At 68.8% G+C, this 16024-nt stretch carries 12 protein-coding genes and 1 tRNA gene; 12 read left to right on the plus strand and 1 reads right to left on the minus strand.

From position 1 onward, the window contains the following. Positions 1–105: 105 nt before the first annotated feature. From ACWDXS_RS23140 to ACWDXS_RS23155, 4 genes are all read left to right on the plus strand, one after another. Entirely contained in the window at positions 106–2415 is a 2310-nt protein-coding gene (locus tag ACWDXS_RS23140; protein ID WP_378992283.1) for an FdhF/YdeP family oxidoreductase, read from the plus strand. Positions 2416–2428: 13 nt separating this feature from the next. After that, the gene (map, locus tag ACWDXS_RS23145; RefSeq protein WP_449968570.1) at positions 2429–3292 is read left to right on the plus strand and encodes a type I methionyl aminopeptidase; all 864 of its coding nucleotides are present in this window, start codon (positions 2429–2431) and stop codon (positions 3290–3292) included. A 68-nt stretch (positions 3293–3360) separates the two neighbouring features. Then, complete coding sequence (locus tag ACWDXS_RS23150) at positions 3361–4932, plus strand: cobyric acid synthase (RefSeq protein WP_449968573.1); 1572 nt, start codon at positions 3361–3363, stop codon at positions 4930–4932. A gap of 187 nt (positions 4933–5119) precedes the next feature. Then, a complete protein-coding gene (locus tag ACWDXS_RS23155; RefSeq protein WP_387442258.1) occupies positions 5120–5683 on the plus strand; it encodes a glycosyltransferase family protein in 564 nt (187 codons plus the stop codon). Positions 5684–5755: 72 nt separating this feature from the next. On the opposite strand, the gene ACWDXS_RS23160 is transcribed toward ACWDXS_RS23155, so the two are convergent. Beyond that, on the minus strand, positions 5756–6778 hold the full coding sequence (locus tag ACWDXS_RS23160) for an alpha/beta hydrolase (RefSeq protein ID WP_378992287.1): 1023 nt from the start codon (positions 6776–6778) through the stop codon (positions 5756–5758). A gap of 153 nt (positions 6779–6931) precedes the next feature. Between ACWDXS_RS23160 and mqo the strand changes: the two genes are divergently transcribed. From mqo to ACWDXS_RS23200, 8 genes are all read left to right on the plus strand, one after another. After that, on the plus strand, positions 6932–8542 hold the full coding sequence (gene mqo, locus ACWDXS_RS23165; protein WP_379312016.1) for a malate dehydrogenase (quinone): 1611 nt from the start codon (positions 6932–6934) through the stop codon (positions 8540–8542). Next, positions 8539–8979 (plus strand): GNAT family N-acetyltransferase, encoded by a 441-nt coding sequence (locus ACWDXS_RS23170; RefSeq protein WP_379312017.1) that lies wholly within the window; start codon positions 8539–8541, stop codon positions 8977–8979. Before mqo ends, ACWDXS_RS23170 begins: the two co-directional genes overlap by 4 nt. A gap of 64 nt (positions 8980–9043) precedes the next feature. Then, positions 9044–11215 carry a magnesium chelatase subunit D family protein gene (locus tag ACWDXS_RS23175; RefSeq protein ID WP_449968578.1) on the plus strand — a complete coding sequence of 724 codons (2172 nt, stop codon included), beginning with the start codon at positions 9044–9046 and terminating at the stop codon, positions 11213–11215. A gap of 211 nt (positions 11216–11426) precedes the next feature. Beyond that, positions 11427–12041, plus strand: a complete 615-nt coding sequence (cobO, locus tag ACWDXS_RS23180) for a cob(I)yrinic acid a,c-diamide adenosyltransferase (protein ID WP_449968581.1) — start codon at positions 11427–11429, stop codon at positions 12039–12041. Beyond that, complete coding sequence (locus tag ACWDXS_RS23185; RefSeq protein ID WP_449968584.1) at positions 12035–13549, plus strand: cobyrinate a,c-diamide synthase; 1515 nt, start codon at positions 12035–12037, stop codon at positions 13547–13549. The genes cobO and ACWDXS_RS23185 overlap by 7 nt, the downstream gene beginning before the upstream one ends. Before the next feature lie 25 nt (positions 13550–13574). Next, positions 13575–14006 (plus strand): cobalamin biosynthesis protein, encoded by a 432-nt coding sequence (locus ACWDXS_RS23190; protein WP_449968587.1) that lies wholly within the window; start codon positions 13575–13577, stop codon positions 14004–14006. Between the two features lie 51 nt (positions 14007–14057). Then, positions 14058–14123 (plus strand) — tRNA-Pro (locus tag ACWDXS_RS23195). A 277-nt stretch (positions 14124–14400) separates the two neighbouring features. Further along, entirely contained in the window at positions 14401–15999 is a 1599-nt protein-coding gene (locus tag ACWDXS_RS23200) for a TROVE domain-containing protein (RefSeq protein ID WP_449968590.1), read from the plus strand. The last annotated feature ends 25 nt before the right edge of the window (positions 16000–16024 follow it).

A 16024-nucleotide genomic window follows, 5' to 3' on the forward strand; every position in this document is an offset into this window, starting at 1 on the left:
ATCAGGTGATCGGGCTTTCCGCTTTGACAAGGGTGGACAATGTGAGAAGCCTTTTGTCAGATATGCCGACCGCGCGGTGCCGCAGAACTGAAGAGAAGCTGACACATGACCTCGATCGAGGACCCAGAAGATGATCTGAGCGTGACCCCGCCCAAGACCTGGGCGGTCGGCGTTCCCGCGGTGGCGCACGCGATCGAGTACTCGCTCTCGCAGAACTCCCCGGCCCGCACCGCGCTCACCTTGCTCAACATCAATCAGACCAAGGGCTTCGACTGTCCCGGCTGCGCGTGGCCCGAGCCCACGCGCCGCCACCTCAACGAGTACTGCGAAAACGGCGCCAAGCACATCAACGACGAGGCCACCACCCGCCGCGTCACCCGGCAGTTCTTCGCCGAGCATCCGGTCGCCGAGCTCGACACCATGTCGGATTACTGGCTCAACCAGCAGGGCAGGCTCACCGAGCCGATGGTGAAGCGGCCCGGCGCCACGCACTACGAGCCCATCGGCTGGGACGATGCGTTCGGCGTGCTGGCCGGCGAACTGCGTGGGCTCGACAGCCCCGACGAGGCCCTGTTCTACACCTCGGGGCGGCTCAACAACGAGGCCGCGTTCCTGCTGCAACTGTTCGCCCGCGCCTATGGCACCAACAACCTGCCCGACTGCTCGAACCTGTGCCACGAGTCGAGCGGTTCCGCGTTGGCGCAGACCATCGGTGTCGGCAAGGGCAGCGTGTCCCTCGACGACATCTACGAAGCCGACCTGGTCTTCGTCGTCGGCCAGAACCCCGGCACGAACCATCCGCGCATGCTGTCGGCGCTCGAGGAGACCAAACGCAACGGCGGCAAGATCGTGGCGGTGAACCCGCTGCCCGAGGCCGGGCTGATCCGGTTCAAGAACCCGCAGAAGGCGCGCGGGGTGCTCGGGCGCGGCACCGAGATCGCCGATATCTTCCTCAAGATCCGCCCCGGCGGCGACCTGGCCCTGTTCCAGATGCTGAACAAACTGCTCCTCGACGCCGAGGACGCGGCGCCGGGCACGGTGCTCGACCACGCGTTCATCGCCGCGCACACCAGCGGTTTCGACGCGTTCGCCGAGCACACCAGGACGGTGAGCTGGGAGCACGCGCTCACCGCCACCGGGCTCACGCGCGCGGAGATCGAGGCCGTGCACCAGCAGGTGGTGGCCAGCAAGAAGGTGATCGTGTGCTGGGCGATGGGTTTGACCCAGCACAAGCACGGCGTGCCCACGATCCGCGAGATCGTCGACTTCCTGCTGCTGCGCGGCAACCTCGGCCGACCCGGCGCCGGGGTGTGTCCGGTGCGCGGGCACAGCAATGTCCAGGGCGACCGCACCATGGGCATCTGGGAGCGGATGCCGCAGTCGTTCCTGGACGCGCTCGGCACGGAGTTCGGTTTCACCCCGCCCGCGGCCCACGGGCTGGACGCGGTCGGTGCCATCCGTGCCATGCGCGACGGCAAGGCGAAGGTATTCGTCGGTGTCGCAGGCAATTTCGTGCGGGCCACGCCCGACAGCGAGGTCACCGAGGCGGCCCTGCGGCAGTGTTCGCTGACCGTGCAGATCTCCACCAAACTCAACCGCTCCCACACGGTCTGCGGCGAGACGGCACTGATCCTGCCCACACTGGGTCGCAGCGATCGCGACATCCAGGCCACGGGTGAGCAGTTCTACACGGTCGAGGATTCGATGAGTCAGGTCCGCACGTCGCGGGGGCGCCTCGACCCGGCCTCACCCGAGTTGCTCAGCGAGATCGCGATCATCTCCCGGCTGGCGCGCAGCACGCTGGGGGCGGAGTCCGCGATTCCGTGGGAGGAATTCGTCGCCGACTACAGCACCGTGCGCGACCGTATCTCCCGGGTCGTACCCGGCTTCGAGAACTTCAACGAGCGGGTCACCGCGCCGGGCGGGATGCTGCTGGTCAATCCGGTCAACAAGGGCATCTACCGCACCGCGAGCGGGAAGGCCGAGTTCACCCGCAACGACTTCGACATGATCGACGCGCCGCCGGGATACCTTGTGCTGCAATCACTGCGGTCCCACGATCAGTGGAACACCATTCCCTACGCGAGCAACGACCGCTATCGCGGCATCCACCACGCCCGCCGGGTGGTGATGGTCAACCCCGACGACCTGGCCGAGCGGGGGATCGCCGACGGGGAGCTGGTCGACATCGTCAGCATCTGGCACGACGGCACCGAGCGCCGCGCGGAGAAGTTCGTCGCCGTCGGGTACCCGGCCAGCCGTGGGTCGGCCGCCGCGTACTACCCGGAGACCAACGTGCTGGTTCCGCTCGACAGCGTCGCCGACATCAGCAACACGCCGACCTCGAAAGGCATCATCGTCCGTTTGGAGCCGGTGGTCCGACGGGCTGGGACCGACGGCGACGAGCGCGCATAGATACACTGCTCTCATGTCCGTGCGCACCCGTCAGCCACTAGTTCCCGGTATCCAGTCGCCGATCCGGGAAGTTCCCCGCTCCATCGAGCGGCCCGAATACGTGTGGAAGAAGACCGCGAACGAGGGCAACGAGCCCTGGGTACAGACCACCGAGACCATCGAGAAGATGCGAATCGCCGGCAAGATCGCGGCGCGGGCCCTCGAAGAGGCGGGTAAGGCCGTGGTTCCCGGCGTTACCACCGACGAGCTCGACCGGATCGCCCACGAGTACATGTGCGACCACGGCGCCTACCCGTCGACGCTGGGCTACAAGGGTTTTCCCAAATCCTGCTGCACCTCGCTCAACGAGGTCATCTGCCACGGCATCCCCGACTCGACGGTGGTCGAAGACGGTGACATCGTCAATATCGACGTCACCGCCTTCATCCACGGCGTGCACGGCGACACCAACAAGACCTTCCTGGCCGGCGATGTCGACGAGGAGGTGCGTCTGCTCGTCGAGCGCACCGAAGAGGCCACCAACCGGGCCATCAAGGCGGTCAAGCCGGGTCGCGCCCTGAACGTGGTCGGGCGTGTCATCGAGGCCTACGCCAACCGCTTCGGCTACGGCGTGGTGCGCGACTTCACCGGCCACGGCGTCGGCCCCACCTTCCACAGCGGACTGGTGGTGCTGCACTACGACCAGCCCAACATCGAGTCGGTGATCGAGCCCGGCATGACCTTCACGATCGAGCCGATGATCAACCTCGGCGGCATCGACTACGACATCTGGGACGACGGCTGGACCGTGGTCACCCAGGACCGCAAGTGGACCGCGCAGTTCGAGCACACACTGGTCGTCACCGACACGGGTGCGGAAGTTCTGACCTTGCCGTGAATCGGCGCAGGTCGAGTCTCGCGCCTTTGGGTCGTCACCGACACGGGCGCGGAAATTCTCACGCTGCCGTGAGTGCGCCCCTGCGCGGCGCGCTGTTGATCGCGGGTACCACCTCCGACGCCGGGAAGAGTGTCGTGGTGGCGGGTATCTGCCGGATGCTGGCGCGGCGCGGGGTGCGGGTGGCGCCGTTCAAGGCGCAGAACATGTCGAACAACTCGGTCGTCACCCTCGATGGCGGGGAGATCGGGCGCGCCCAGGCGCTGCAAGCACGAGCCTGCGGGCTGGAGCCGAGCGTGCGGTTCAACCCGGTGCTGTTGAAGCCCGGTAGCGATCGCCGCTCGCAGCTGGTGGTTCGCGGCGTCGCTGTCGGAACTGTCGGCGCGCGTGACTATTTCACTCGTCGGCAGGAACTGCGCGAGGTCGTCGCGGCCGAATTGGCCTCGTTACGTGACGAATTCGACGTCGTGATCTGTGAGGGGGCAGGCTCACCGGCCGAAATCAACCTCAGGGCAACCGATCTCGCGAACATGGGTTTGGCCCGCGCCGCCGATATTCCGGTGCTGGTGGTGGGCGACATCGACCGCGGCGGCGTTCTCGCCCACCTGTTCGGCACCGTCGCCGTGCTGGAACCCGAAGATCAGCAGCTCATCGCGGGCTTCCTCATCAACAAATTCCGCGGCGACGTGTCCCTGCTGCAACCCGGCCTCGACCAGCTGGTCGCGCTGACCGGCCGCCCCACCCTCGGCGTTCTTCCCTTCGCCGAAGAGCTCTGGCTCGATGCCGAAGATTCCCTCGGCACCCTCTCCGGTGCCCCCGTGGGCCGCCCCGGCCCGCCGCACGGCACCGACTGGCTCACCGTGGCCGCCATCCGCCTCCCGCGAATCTCCAACTCCACCGACATCGAGGCTCTCGCCTGCGAACCCGGCGTCTCGGTCCGCTGGGCCGACAGCCCCCATCAGCTGGCCACCGCCGACCTCGTGATCGTTCCCGGCAGCAAGGCGACGATCTCCGACCTGAACTGGTTGCGCGCCAACGGAATCGCCGATGCTCTTCGTGCTCGCGCCGTCGCAGGCCGTCCCGTCCTCGGCATCTGTGGCGGCTACCAGATGCTCGGCACCCGCATCGTCGACGGCGTCGAGCACACAGCGGCAGCGGGTCAGGCCGACGTCCCCGAATCGGGGTCTGCGCGGCCCTGCGTGGTGGACGGCCTCGGTCTCCTCGACCTCGATATCGAATTCGCGGACCCCAAGATCGCCCGGCAGGTGTCGGGCATCGCGGGCGCGGACCCCCTGCACGGCTACGAGATCCATCACGGCCGCGTCACCCGCACCGCCGACCCCGCCTGGCTGACCATCGACGGCGACCCGGAAGGAAGTGTGCGAGAAGCGATCTGGGGCACCCATGTCCACGGGCTCCTCGAGTCCGACGAGTTCCGCCGCACCTGGCTCACCGAGGTGGCCGCCCGCGCCGGACGCACCGGCTTCACCGTCGCGCCCGGCACCTCGGTCGCGGCCGTCCGATCCGCGCAACTCGACCTCCTCGCCGACCTCATCGAGAAACACGTCGACCTCGTGGCGCTGGACCAGCTGATCCGCGACGGCGCCCCGGCCGGCATCCCGGTCATCCGAACGTCCCAGTGACCCGGCGCGCCGTGGACGCGGCGGTGTGCGGCTCGTCTCGCCTCACAGCCCGGGGCGCGGCGTTGTGACAGGTTCGGCAATTCGGGTGTTGTGGGCAGTGAAAGCCCAGTACACGGGGGTGTGCGGATCGGCGGGCCGCGGCGGAACAGGCCGCGTTGTTCAGGCTGGACGTGTACCGTAACCCGGCATGAAATCTCGGCAGATCACGGTCGGTGACCAGGCCTGGACGGTGCGGGTCGACGGACCATCTTCGCGGCACAATGTGCTGCTGCTTCCCGATGCGGACGACCCTGCCGACGTGTTCGACAAGGTGTGCACGCGGCTGCACGAATCCGACTTGCAGACCATCGTCGTGGAGTCTGTCGAGGGGCTCGATCCGGCGGGTGTGCGCGCGATTCTCGACGAACTCGAACTGCCCTACGTCAACGTCGCGGGGCGTGGGTCGGGCGCGGCGCTGGCGTGGCGGGTGTGCGCGGGGCGGTTCGGCCGGTTCATGAGCCTGGTCGTCGCCGACCACGGGCACCCGGCGGTTCCCGACGCCGACGGCCGAGTCCCCGACGCGACCTGTCCGCCGCTGGAACTGCCCGTCACGATGCTGGTCACCAAGGGCCTGCCCCGCGCCACCGCCGACGCCTCCGGCCGCTATGTCTACGGCGAATTCCGGGTCGTCCCACTGGAAGTCGACAACATCGCCACCGAGGCGGGCCACGAGTTCGCCACCGAGATCGTCCTGCGCACCAGCCTCTGGTAGATGCGGCCGAGCTCACCAGGCACTGACGCGGATCGCGGATCGCGCCAGAGCCTGGTGAGCGGTGTGTCCGGATCAGGACTTGCGGTAGGCCGCCAACCAGTCGAGCCAGTTGTCGGTTTCCTGGAACGCGTTGGCGCGCACGGCTTCCGAGGACAGGAACACGTCGTGGCGGGCGCCGTCGATCGGGACGATCGAGGTGCGCTCGCCCAGACAACCCGCCCAGCGCTGGATCTGCTTCACATCGAGCACGGCATCGGCCACGTCGACGGCGGGGGAGTGCTCACGGGCGAACTTGGTGAGCCGCGAACGCAGGATCAGCGCCGGCACGCCGATGGTCAGGCCCTGGTGCAGGCGCGCGTGTCCCCGGCGGATGGCGCGCAGCCAGCCCAGCCGCACCGGTTCACCACTGAGCGGCTTCCAGTCCAGGTTGTAATCCCACTCACCCGAGCGGCTGGTGTGCAGGCTGTCGCCGTAGGCGGTGCTGACGCCGCCGGGCAACTGGGCGAAGGCGCGGAACCGGCCCACCGCGTTGATCACGGGGGTGCCGACGGTGCGGTAGAAGGACGGTCCCTGGAGGTCGAACCAGGGACTGTTGAGGACGACCCCGGCCACGCCCGCCGCCGCGCTGCCACCGGCCGCCTCGAGCCGGTCCAGCCACAGCGGCACGATCAGGCCACCGGTCGAATGCGCGACGATCAGCACATCGTTGCCGGTCTCCTCGCGCGCGATCCGCAGCGCCTCGGTCAGCTCGTCGTCGTAGAGCGCCAGGTCGCTCACGTAGTGCGCGCTCTGTCCTTCTCGCCGCGACCGCCCGCATTTACGCAGGTCGAGCGCGTAGAACCGGTGCCCGCGCGCCGCGAAATGCTCGGCCAGGTGCTCCTGGAAGAAGTAGTCGGTGAACCCGTGCACGTAGAGCACGGTCGGCTCGATCGCCGGCGCCGTGGCATCGGGCAGATAGCGCACGAGCGTGGCCACCACCTCGCCCTCACCGTCGGGGTCGATACCGAGCGGGAGGGTCCGCTGTTGATAGGCGGTGCCGAGAACATCGGGTTGCCACTGCTCGTCGGTTCGATCAGCGAGGGTTTCTTTCGTCACACTGCTCAATCTATCGCGCGGTCATGGTGACGTGCAGGCTTGCTTTTCATCACATTCGGGAGGTCCGTTGCAGAACTGTGCTCAGCTGAGGTGCACAATTGGCATCAGGTGAACGACGGGTAACCTACCTCCCGGCGATTCACCGCGAGTCGCATGAACACCGCCAAAGCGCCCGCGCCAAGCGAACTCACCTGCCGGTGGGTAGCTGAGAAGGACAAGGAAGTCGATCTACCCGTGCCGAACGCTGCGAAGAGTGAAAAGACCGATGTAGTTCTCATCGGCGCTGGCATCATGAGTGCCACGCTGGGCGCGCTGCTGCGGCAGCTGCAGCCGGATTGGACGATCTCGGTGTTCGAGCGGCTCGACGCCGCCGCCGCGGAGAGCAGCGACCCGTGGAACAACGCGGGCACCGGCCACTCGGCGCTGTGTGAGCTCAACTACAGCCCGCAGAACGCCGACGGCTCGGTCGACGTGAGCAAGGCCGTCGACATCAACGAGCGCTTCCAGGTCTCGCGCCAGTTTTGGGCCTCCGCTGTCGACGCAGGCGTGCTGGACGACCCCGCGGGCTTCATCAACCCCATCCCGCACGTCAGCTTCGTGCACGGCGCCGACAACGTCGATTACCTGCGCAAGCGCTACGAGGCACTGTCGCCGCACCCGCTGTTCCGTGGCATGGAGTACATCGACACCCCCGACGAGTTCGCCGCACGCCTGCCGCTGATGGCCAAGGGCCGTGACTTCAGCGACCCGATCGCGCTGAACTGGTCCGACGGCGGCACCGATATCGACTTCGGCGCGCTCACCAAGCAGCTGCTCGCCTACATCGGCTACTCCGGCGGCGAGATCGCCTTCGGCACCGAGGTCCGCAACCTCGACAAGCAGTCCGACGGGTCGTGGAACGTCACCGTCCGCAACCTGCGCACCTACCAGTCGCGCACCATCAACGCGAAGTTCGTGTTCGTCGGCGCCGGTGGTGGCGCGCTGCCGCTGCTGCAGAAGGCAGGCATCGCCGAAGCCAAGGGCTTCGGCGGCTTCCCGATCAGCGGCCAGTTCCTGCGCTCCACCAACCCGGAGCTGATCGCCGCGCACGAGGCCAAGGTCTACGGCAAGGCCGCCGTCGGCGCGCCGCCCATGTCGGTGCCGCACCTCGACACCCGCGTCATCAACGGACAGAAGGGCCTGCTGTTCGGCCCCTATGCCGGCTGGACCCCCAAGTTCCTCAAGGACGGCTCCAACGCCGACCTGTTCAAGTCGATCAAGCCGAACAACATCGGCTCGCTCGTCGGCGTCGGCCTCACCGAGCTCGGCCTGACCAAGTACCTGGTCGAAGAGCTGCTCAAGTCGCAGAACGGCAAGGTGGGCGTACTCGGGGAGTTCCTGCCGCGCGCGCAGGGCCGCGACTGGGAGCTCATCACCGCCGGTCAGCGCGTGCAGGTCATCCGCCGCAAGGGTGTGGGTGGCGTGCTCGAGTTCGGCACCGCGGTCATCTCCGCGCAGGACGGCTCCATCGCCGGTCTGCTCGGTGCGTCGCCGGGTGCGTCGACCTGCGTCACCGCCATGCTCGACGTGATGCAGCGGTGCTTCCCGGAGCAGTACACCGGCTGGACGCCGCAGCTGCAGCAGATGATCCCCTCCCTCGGCCAGAAGCTGTCGGAGAACCAGGCCCTGTTCCAGGAAGTGTGGGACTGGACCAGCAAGTCGCTGAAGCTGGACGGCAACACCGCGCCTGCGAACGAGCAGGTCTCGAGCTACGCCCAGGTGTGAGCGCCGAACTGAGACGGGCGTGGGCGGCGGATCTCGACGCCGCCACCCTGTACCGGTTGTTGTGTCTGCGCGTCGAGGTGTTCGTCGTCGAGCAGGAATGCGCCTATCCCGAGCTGGACGGCCGCGACCTGCTGGCGACGACGCGGCACCTGTGGCTCGACGACGGTTCCGTGCTCGCCACGTTGCGCCTGCTCGACGAGTCCGATAACGGGGTCACCAGCTATCGCATCGGCCGGGTCTGCGTCGCGCAGTCCGCTCGCAAACACGGGTACACCACCCGGCTGATGCAGGCCGCACTGGCCGAAACCGGCTCGGCCACTGTGCGACTGGATGCCCAGTCGCACCTGGTCGGCATGTACGCGAAGTTCGGTTTCGCCGTCGACGGGCCCGAATACGACGACGACGGGATCATGCACGTGCCGATGCGGCGTGGCTGAGGCGGTACACCGCCCGTCGATGCCCGGGGGAGGGCCCGCAACGGCGCGCGCATAGAGTTGGGGCGTGCCTGGTTTTGCTGATGTCGCCGCTGGTCCGCACACCGCCGCACGGGCGGCGGGTGAGGCGGGATTCCCGTTCTCCGCTGTGGTGGGGCAGGAGCGGTTGCAGCTGGCGTTGATCTTGTCGGCCGTGCACCCCGGGATCGGCGGGGTGCTGGTGCGGGGTGAGAAGGGCACGGCGAAGTCGACCGTGGTCCGCGCGCTCGCGCAGTTGCTGCCGCCCGTGGTCGACGAGACCGGGGCCCGGCCCGCCCGGCTCGTGGAGTTGCCGGTCGGCGCCACCGAGGACCGGGTCGTCGGTTCACTCGATCTCGAGCGGGTGCTGCGCGACGGGGAGCAGGCGTTCCGGCCCGGGCTGCTCGCCGCTGCCCACCACGGCGTGCTCTACGTGGACGAAGTGAACCTGCTGCACGACCACCTGGTGGACGTGCTGCTCGACGCGGCGGCGATGGGACGCGTGCACGTCGAGCGCGACGGTGTCTCGCACTCGCATCCGGCGCGGTTCGTGCTGGTCGGCACGATGAACCCCGAAGAGGGCGAGTTGCGCCCGCAGCTGCTCGACCGGTTCGGGCTCACGGTCGATGTGGCGGCCTCGCGCGAGGTCGACGTGCGGATGGCGGTGGTGCGCCGTCGCCTCGACTACGAGGCCGACCCGGCCGCGTTCGCCGCCCGCTATGTCGACGCCGATCAGGTGGTGGCCGAACGCATTCTGACCGCACGCGACCGGTTGCCCGAGGTCGCGCTGGACAATGCGGAGCTGCGCCGGATCGCGGCGCTGTGCGCGTCGTTCGATGTCGACGGGATGCGTGCCGACCTCGTCGTTGCCCGGACCGCGACCGCGCATGCCGCGTGGCGTGGACGGGATCGGGTCACCGAGGACGATGTGCGGATCGCGGCGGAACTCGCGCTGCCGCACCGTCGTCGGCGGGATCCGTTCGACGAGCCCGGGATCAGCGAGCAGCAGCTCGACGAAGCGATGGACGCCGCGGCCGCCGAGGTCGACAAGGCTTCGGGGGATGAGGAATTCGACGGTTCGCGTGGACCGGGTGCCGAGGGGAACGGCCACCGGGACGAGCTCGACGCCGATGGCGGTGACAGCGCGCACCCGGACGATGTCGACCCCGGTGGCCGCGAGGACGAGCGGTCGCGAGGCAGCGGTCGCGAAAGCGGCCCGGACGGCATGGGTCCCGACGATGGTCCCGATGATGACGGGGGCCCCGATGGCGGCGGCCCGGACGATCGAGGACCGGACGGTGGCGGACCGGGCGGCGGCGGTTCCGGCGGCGACCGCTCGGACAGCTCCAACCAGGACAACGCGGGCAACGGTTCGCGACCCGGACCCGAAAAACTCTCGGGCACACCGACTTCGGCAGGCAAGCCCGCGCCGCGGTGGGAGGTCCCCGGTATCGGCGAAGGTGCCCCCGGGCGCCGTTCGCGCGCCCGGACCAGGACCGGCCGTACGGTCCGCCCCGACGCCGACCCGTCGACCGGCCTGCACCTGCTCGGCACCGTCTTCGCGGCCGCGCCGAAGCAATTCGAGCGTGGCAGGATCAGCGGCCCACTCGCCCTGGAAACCGAGGACCTGCGCGGCGCGTATCGCGAAGGCAGAGAAGGCAATCTGGTCGTTTTCGTGGTCGACGCGTCCGGCTCGATGGCCGCGCGCGACCGGCTCACCGCCGTCACCGGCGCGATTGTCACCCTGCTGCGCGATGCCTATCAGCGCCGCGACAAGGTGGCCGTGATCAGCGTCCGCGGCAGTACGGCCGAACTCGTTCTGCCGCCCACCTCCTCGGTCGACATCGCGGTCCGCCGCTTGGCCGGGATGCGCACCGGCGGCAAAACGCCACTCGCCGCGGGCTTGCAGAAGGCGCGCGAGGTGATCGCCCGCGAACACGTCCGCGACCCCCGCCGCCGCCCGATGCTGATCCTGCTCACCGACGGCCGTGCTACCGGCGGCACCGACCCGCTGCCACGGGCGCGCACCGCCGCCAAGCTGCTGGCCGCGCAAGGACACACCGCCATGGTCATCGACTGCGAGCTCGGCATGATCCGGCTCGGCCTCGCCGCCGAACTCGCTCGCGACCTGCGCGCCCGCTACCTGCGCTTGACCGAACTCACCGGCGAGACAGTCGCCGACGTGGTCCGTGCCACGGGTCTGCCCGCTCGAGCGGCGTAAAGGTTCCAGCCCGTCCGGCGTAGGGGTCGAGCCCTGTGAGTGTGCCGGGCGCACCCTGATAGAAAGGGTGACGAACCGGCACGCGCGGCCGGCCCGAGAGGTACGGGTCGCGGAGCGGGCTTCGACATTCGAGCGCACCGGCGTGCGACAGATATCGACCGTGAGGTCGTGCAGAACGCGCACCTCGCGTGCGTCGAGAAGAGGAGTTTCCGTGCCCAAAGGTGTTCCGGAGGCCGTCCCCGAGGACGGTCTGACCACTCGGCAGCGGCGCAATCAGCCGGTGCTCGCCGTGCACACCGGGCCGGGCAAGGGCAAGTCCACCGCGGCGTTCGGGATGGCGTTGCGGGCCTGGAACCAGGGCTTCGACGTGGCGGTCTTCCAGTTCGTGAAGAGCGCGAAATGGAAGGTCGGCGAGGAAGCCGCCTTCCGGACCCTCGGCACCCTGCACGAGGAGACCGGCGCGGGTGGCGCGGTCGAGTGGCACAAGATGGGCGAAGGCTGGTCCTGGACCCGCAAGCACGGCACCGAGGAAGACCACGCGGCCGCCGCCCTGTCCGGCTGGCAGGAGATCGCCCGCCGTCTCGCCGCCGAACAGCACCGCTTCTACGTCCTCGACGAGTTCACCTACCCGCTCAAATGGGGCTGGGTCGACATCGACGAGGTCGTCGACACCCTCACCCACCGCCCCGGCAACCAGCACGTGGTCATTACCGGTCGCGACGCGCCCCCGGCCCTGATCGAGGCCGCCGACCTGGTCACCGAGATGACGAAGGTCAAGCACCCGATGGACGCGGGTCGCAAGGGCCAACGCGGTATCGAATGGTGAGTGCTCCCGCAGTAGTGATCGCGGCCCCGGCGTCGGGGAGCGGGAAGACCACCTTGGCCACCGGGCTGATCGGTGCGCTGCGACGGGCCGGGCATCGGGTGGCACCGTTCAAGGTGGGACCCGACTACATCGACCCCGGCTACCACGGGCTCGCGGCCGGGCGGCCGGGGCGCAATCTGGATCCCGTTCTGGTGGGCGAGGATCGGGTGGTGCCGCTGTATCGCCACGGCGCGCAGGGCTGCGATATCGCCGTCGTCGAAGGCGTGATGGGCCTGTTCGACGGCCGGATCGACGAGAACCGCAGCGACGCGATCGCCGAGGGTTCCACCGCGCAGGTGGCGGGGCTGCTCGGGGCACCGGTGGTGCTGGTGGTCGACGCCCGCGGTCATTCCCAGAGTCTCGCGGCGCTCCTGCACGGCTTCGCCACCTACGACTCCTCGGTCCGCCTCGGCGGTGTGATCCTCAATCGCGTCGGCAGCGAACGCCACGAACAAGTCCTGCGCGCGGCCTGCGATCGTGTCGGCCTGCCCGTTCTCGGCGCGCTGCCCCGCATGGCCGAACTGGAAGTCCCCTCCCGCCATCTCGGCCTCATCCCCGCCGTCGAACACGGCTCCGCCGCCACCGCCGCAGTCGACGCCATGACAGAACTCGTCGCGGCACACGTGGACCTGCGTGCCATCGTCGCCCTGGCCGGCGGCTCGGTGCTGGGTGACGTGTGGGATCCACACGTCGAACTGGCCTCCATCGCTGAACACGACACGGCCGGAACAAGTTCCGACGGCCACCGCGCGGACGACCCGCACGCAACGGACGCGGCGATGGTCCGCCGGCAGCCGACCTCGGTCGATCCCGCCTCGGAATCCGCGTCCTCGGCCGCGGGGTCCGGCGTCGTCTCGGGCAGAGATCCGTTGATCGCGATGGCGGGCGGTCCGGCCTTCACATTCGGCTATGCCGAGCATCGGGAACTACTGGTCGCGGCCGGTGCCCGGGTAGTGGTTTTCGATCCGCTGACCGACGAACTCCCTGTCGGCACAGCCGGATTGGTCCTGCCCGGTGGTTTTCCGGAGGAGCACGCGGGGCAGCTGTCAGCCAACGAGCGTCTCCGCGCCGCAGTGGCCGACGGTGCGTCGAGGGGCTTGCCGATCCACGCCGAGTGCGCGGGCCTGCTCTACCTCACCCGCTCGCTCGACGGCCATCGGATGGCAGGCGTGATCGACGCCGACGCCGAATTCGGTCCGCGCCTGACCCTCGGCTACCGCGACGCCGTCGCGCTGCACGACTCGGCACTGTGGCGCGCGGGGTCGCGGGTGCGAGGCCACGAATTCCACCGCACCCGCCTGGTCCGCACCGGCGCGGAGAACCCCGCCTGGGGTTGGCGCGCACCGGGTTCCGTCGCCGAAGGCGCTGTGCTCCGCCAGGTCCACGCCTCCTACCTGCACACCCATCCGGCGGGAAATCCCGACGCGATCGCCCGATTCGTCACCGCCGCACGACGATTCGGCCACTGATGGCGTGCGGCGGTACACAGCGACGATGACGACTTCCGACGGTGAGCGACAACCGGGAACCGGTGCTACGCTTTCGGGCCCGGCGCCGGCCGTCGGCATCGGCATACGGCCGGGCACCGATGCGGGGCGGATCGTCCGCGCGGTGCGGGCGGTAGTCGGCGATACCACCATCAGCTGTTTGGCGACCCTCGATCGGCGTGCGACCGAACCCGGTGTCCTGACCGCCGCGGCGACCCTCGGTGTGGCCGTGGTGGCGTTCACCGCCGAACAACTGGCCGAAGTCGACGTAGGGCACCGTTCGGACCACATCTCGGCGGCGGTCGGCACCCCCAGCGTCGCGGAAGCCGCGGCATTGCTCGCGGGCAGTGGCGAACTCGTCCGCGGCAGAACAATTGTCGACGGAATCGTGGTCGCCGCCGCGTCGACTTCGCCGCGATCGTCGATGCCCGGAGATTAATTCGCTGGGCAAGATCGTTGGTGCGCAGTAAATTCATGTCAGCAGTTGCGAGGCGGACCGGATCTGATCGGTTACCACTCGGATTGGGGATGTCGCAGGTTCGAATCCTGCCCGCCATCGCAAGGTGGTGGTAGCTCAGCTGGTAGAGCACCTGTACCGGTCGGGACACACACGTCCGCTGAGCAACTGTCCAACGTGAACGAGCAGGACGGACCGGATTCGGTCGGTTATCTGGTACGACCTCAGGGTCCAGCGGGTTCGAACCCCGTGGCGGAAAGTGATTTCCGTTCTTCGGCCGTAACTACACGTCCGTCCGCTCACCACGTCACCACATGCCCCGGTCGGGTCCCGGGTCCGAAACATCGACGCCGGTACACGTATCGGAGGGGGAACAATGAATATCTTGTCGCGCTTTTCTCGTCGCGCCGCGCCGCAGACCGTGCCCGCCGATCGCCGGCAGGTCGTGAACAACGCGGGCGGCTACGTTTTCGAGATCACCCCGCAGGCGCGGGTGCGTCGCTTTCTCACGCTCGGCACGGAATCCGGAACTTTCTATGTCGATGCGAAGGCTTTGACAGCGGACAACGCTGAATTCGTCGTCGAATACGCCGCTGAGCACACCGCCGATCTGGTTCGCGAGATCGTCGAGATCTCCGCCTCCGGGCGCGCGCCGCGCCAGAACCCGGCGCTGTTCGCGCTGGCCGCCGCCGCCTCGCTCGGTGACGTCGAGGGCCGCCGGGCCGCCTTCGCCGCGCTGCCGCTGGTCGCGCGCACCGGTACGCACCTGTTCCTGTTCGCCGGCTACGCCGAGCAGTTCCGTGGCTGGGGTCGTGGTCTGCGGCGTGCCGTCGCGAACTGGTACCTGGACAAGCCGATCGACGACCTGGCATTCCAGGTGGTCAAGTACCGGCAGCGGGAGGGCTGGTCGAACCGCGACCTGCTGCGACTCTCACACCCGGCGACCACCGACGACGATCGGCGCAGGCTGTTCGACTGGATCTGTGGTCGCGCACCGGAACTCGACGGCTTGGCACTGCTCGACGGTTTCCAGCGGGCACAGGAAGCACCGGTGGCGCGGGTGCCGGAGTTGGTGCGCGAGTACCGGCTCAGCTGGGAGATGCTGCCCGACGCCGCACTGAACACCGCGCCGGTGTGGGAAGCGTTGCTCGACAACGGCATCCCGCAGACGGCGCTGCTGCGACAGCTGCCGCGCCTGACCCGTCTCGGCCTGCTCGATCCGCTCGGACCGCGCACCGCGGCGATCTGCGCGCAGCTCGCCGACCCGGCGAGGCTGCGCAAGGCTCGGGTGCACCCGGTGTCGGTGCTGATCGCGTTGCGCACCTACGCCTCCGGGCGGTCGGCGCGTGGCGCGGGCACCTGGACGCCGTCGGCCCCGGTCGTCGACGCCCTCGACGCCGCGTTCTACGCGGCCTTCGAGTTCGTGCGGCCGACCGGTCTGCGTCACCTGCTGGCGCTGGACGTGTCGGGCTCGATGACGAGTGCGATCGCAGGACTGCCGATCTCGGCGCGCGAGGCCTCGGCCGCGCTCGCCCTGGTCACCGCACGTACCGAGCCGCGGCACGAGATCGTCGGGTTCACCGCCAGCGGTCAGGGGTGGCAGGGGGCGCGCGGCCTGTCCCCGCTGTCGATCTCGCCGCGGCAACGTCTCGACGACGCGGTGCGGGCGATATCGGGTTTGCCGTTCGGTGGCACCGACTGCTCGCTGCCCATCCTGCACGCGCTGGACACGGGCATCGAAGTCGATGTGTTCTCGATCTTCACCGACAACGAGACCTGGGCGGGTGCGGTGCACCCGCACCAGGCGCTGGCCCGCTACCGCCGTGAGGTGAATCCGCGGGCCAAGCTCGTGGTGGTCGGCATGACGGCGACGAACTTCAGCATCGCCGATCCAGGCGACGCGGGCATGCTCGACGTCGCCGGCTTCGACGCCGCCGTGCCGTCGCTCCTGGCCGACTTCGCCACGGCAGCGTAAGAATACGACCCCAGAAGAAATCGGA

The organism is Nocardia sp. NPDC003183 (genome assembly GCF_053590715.1).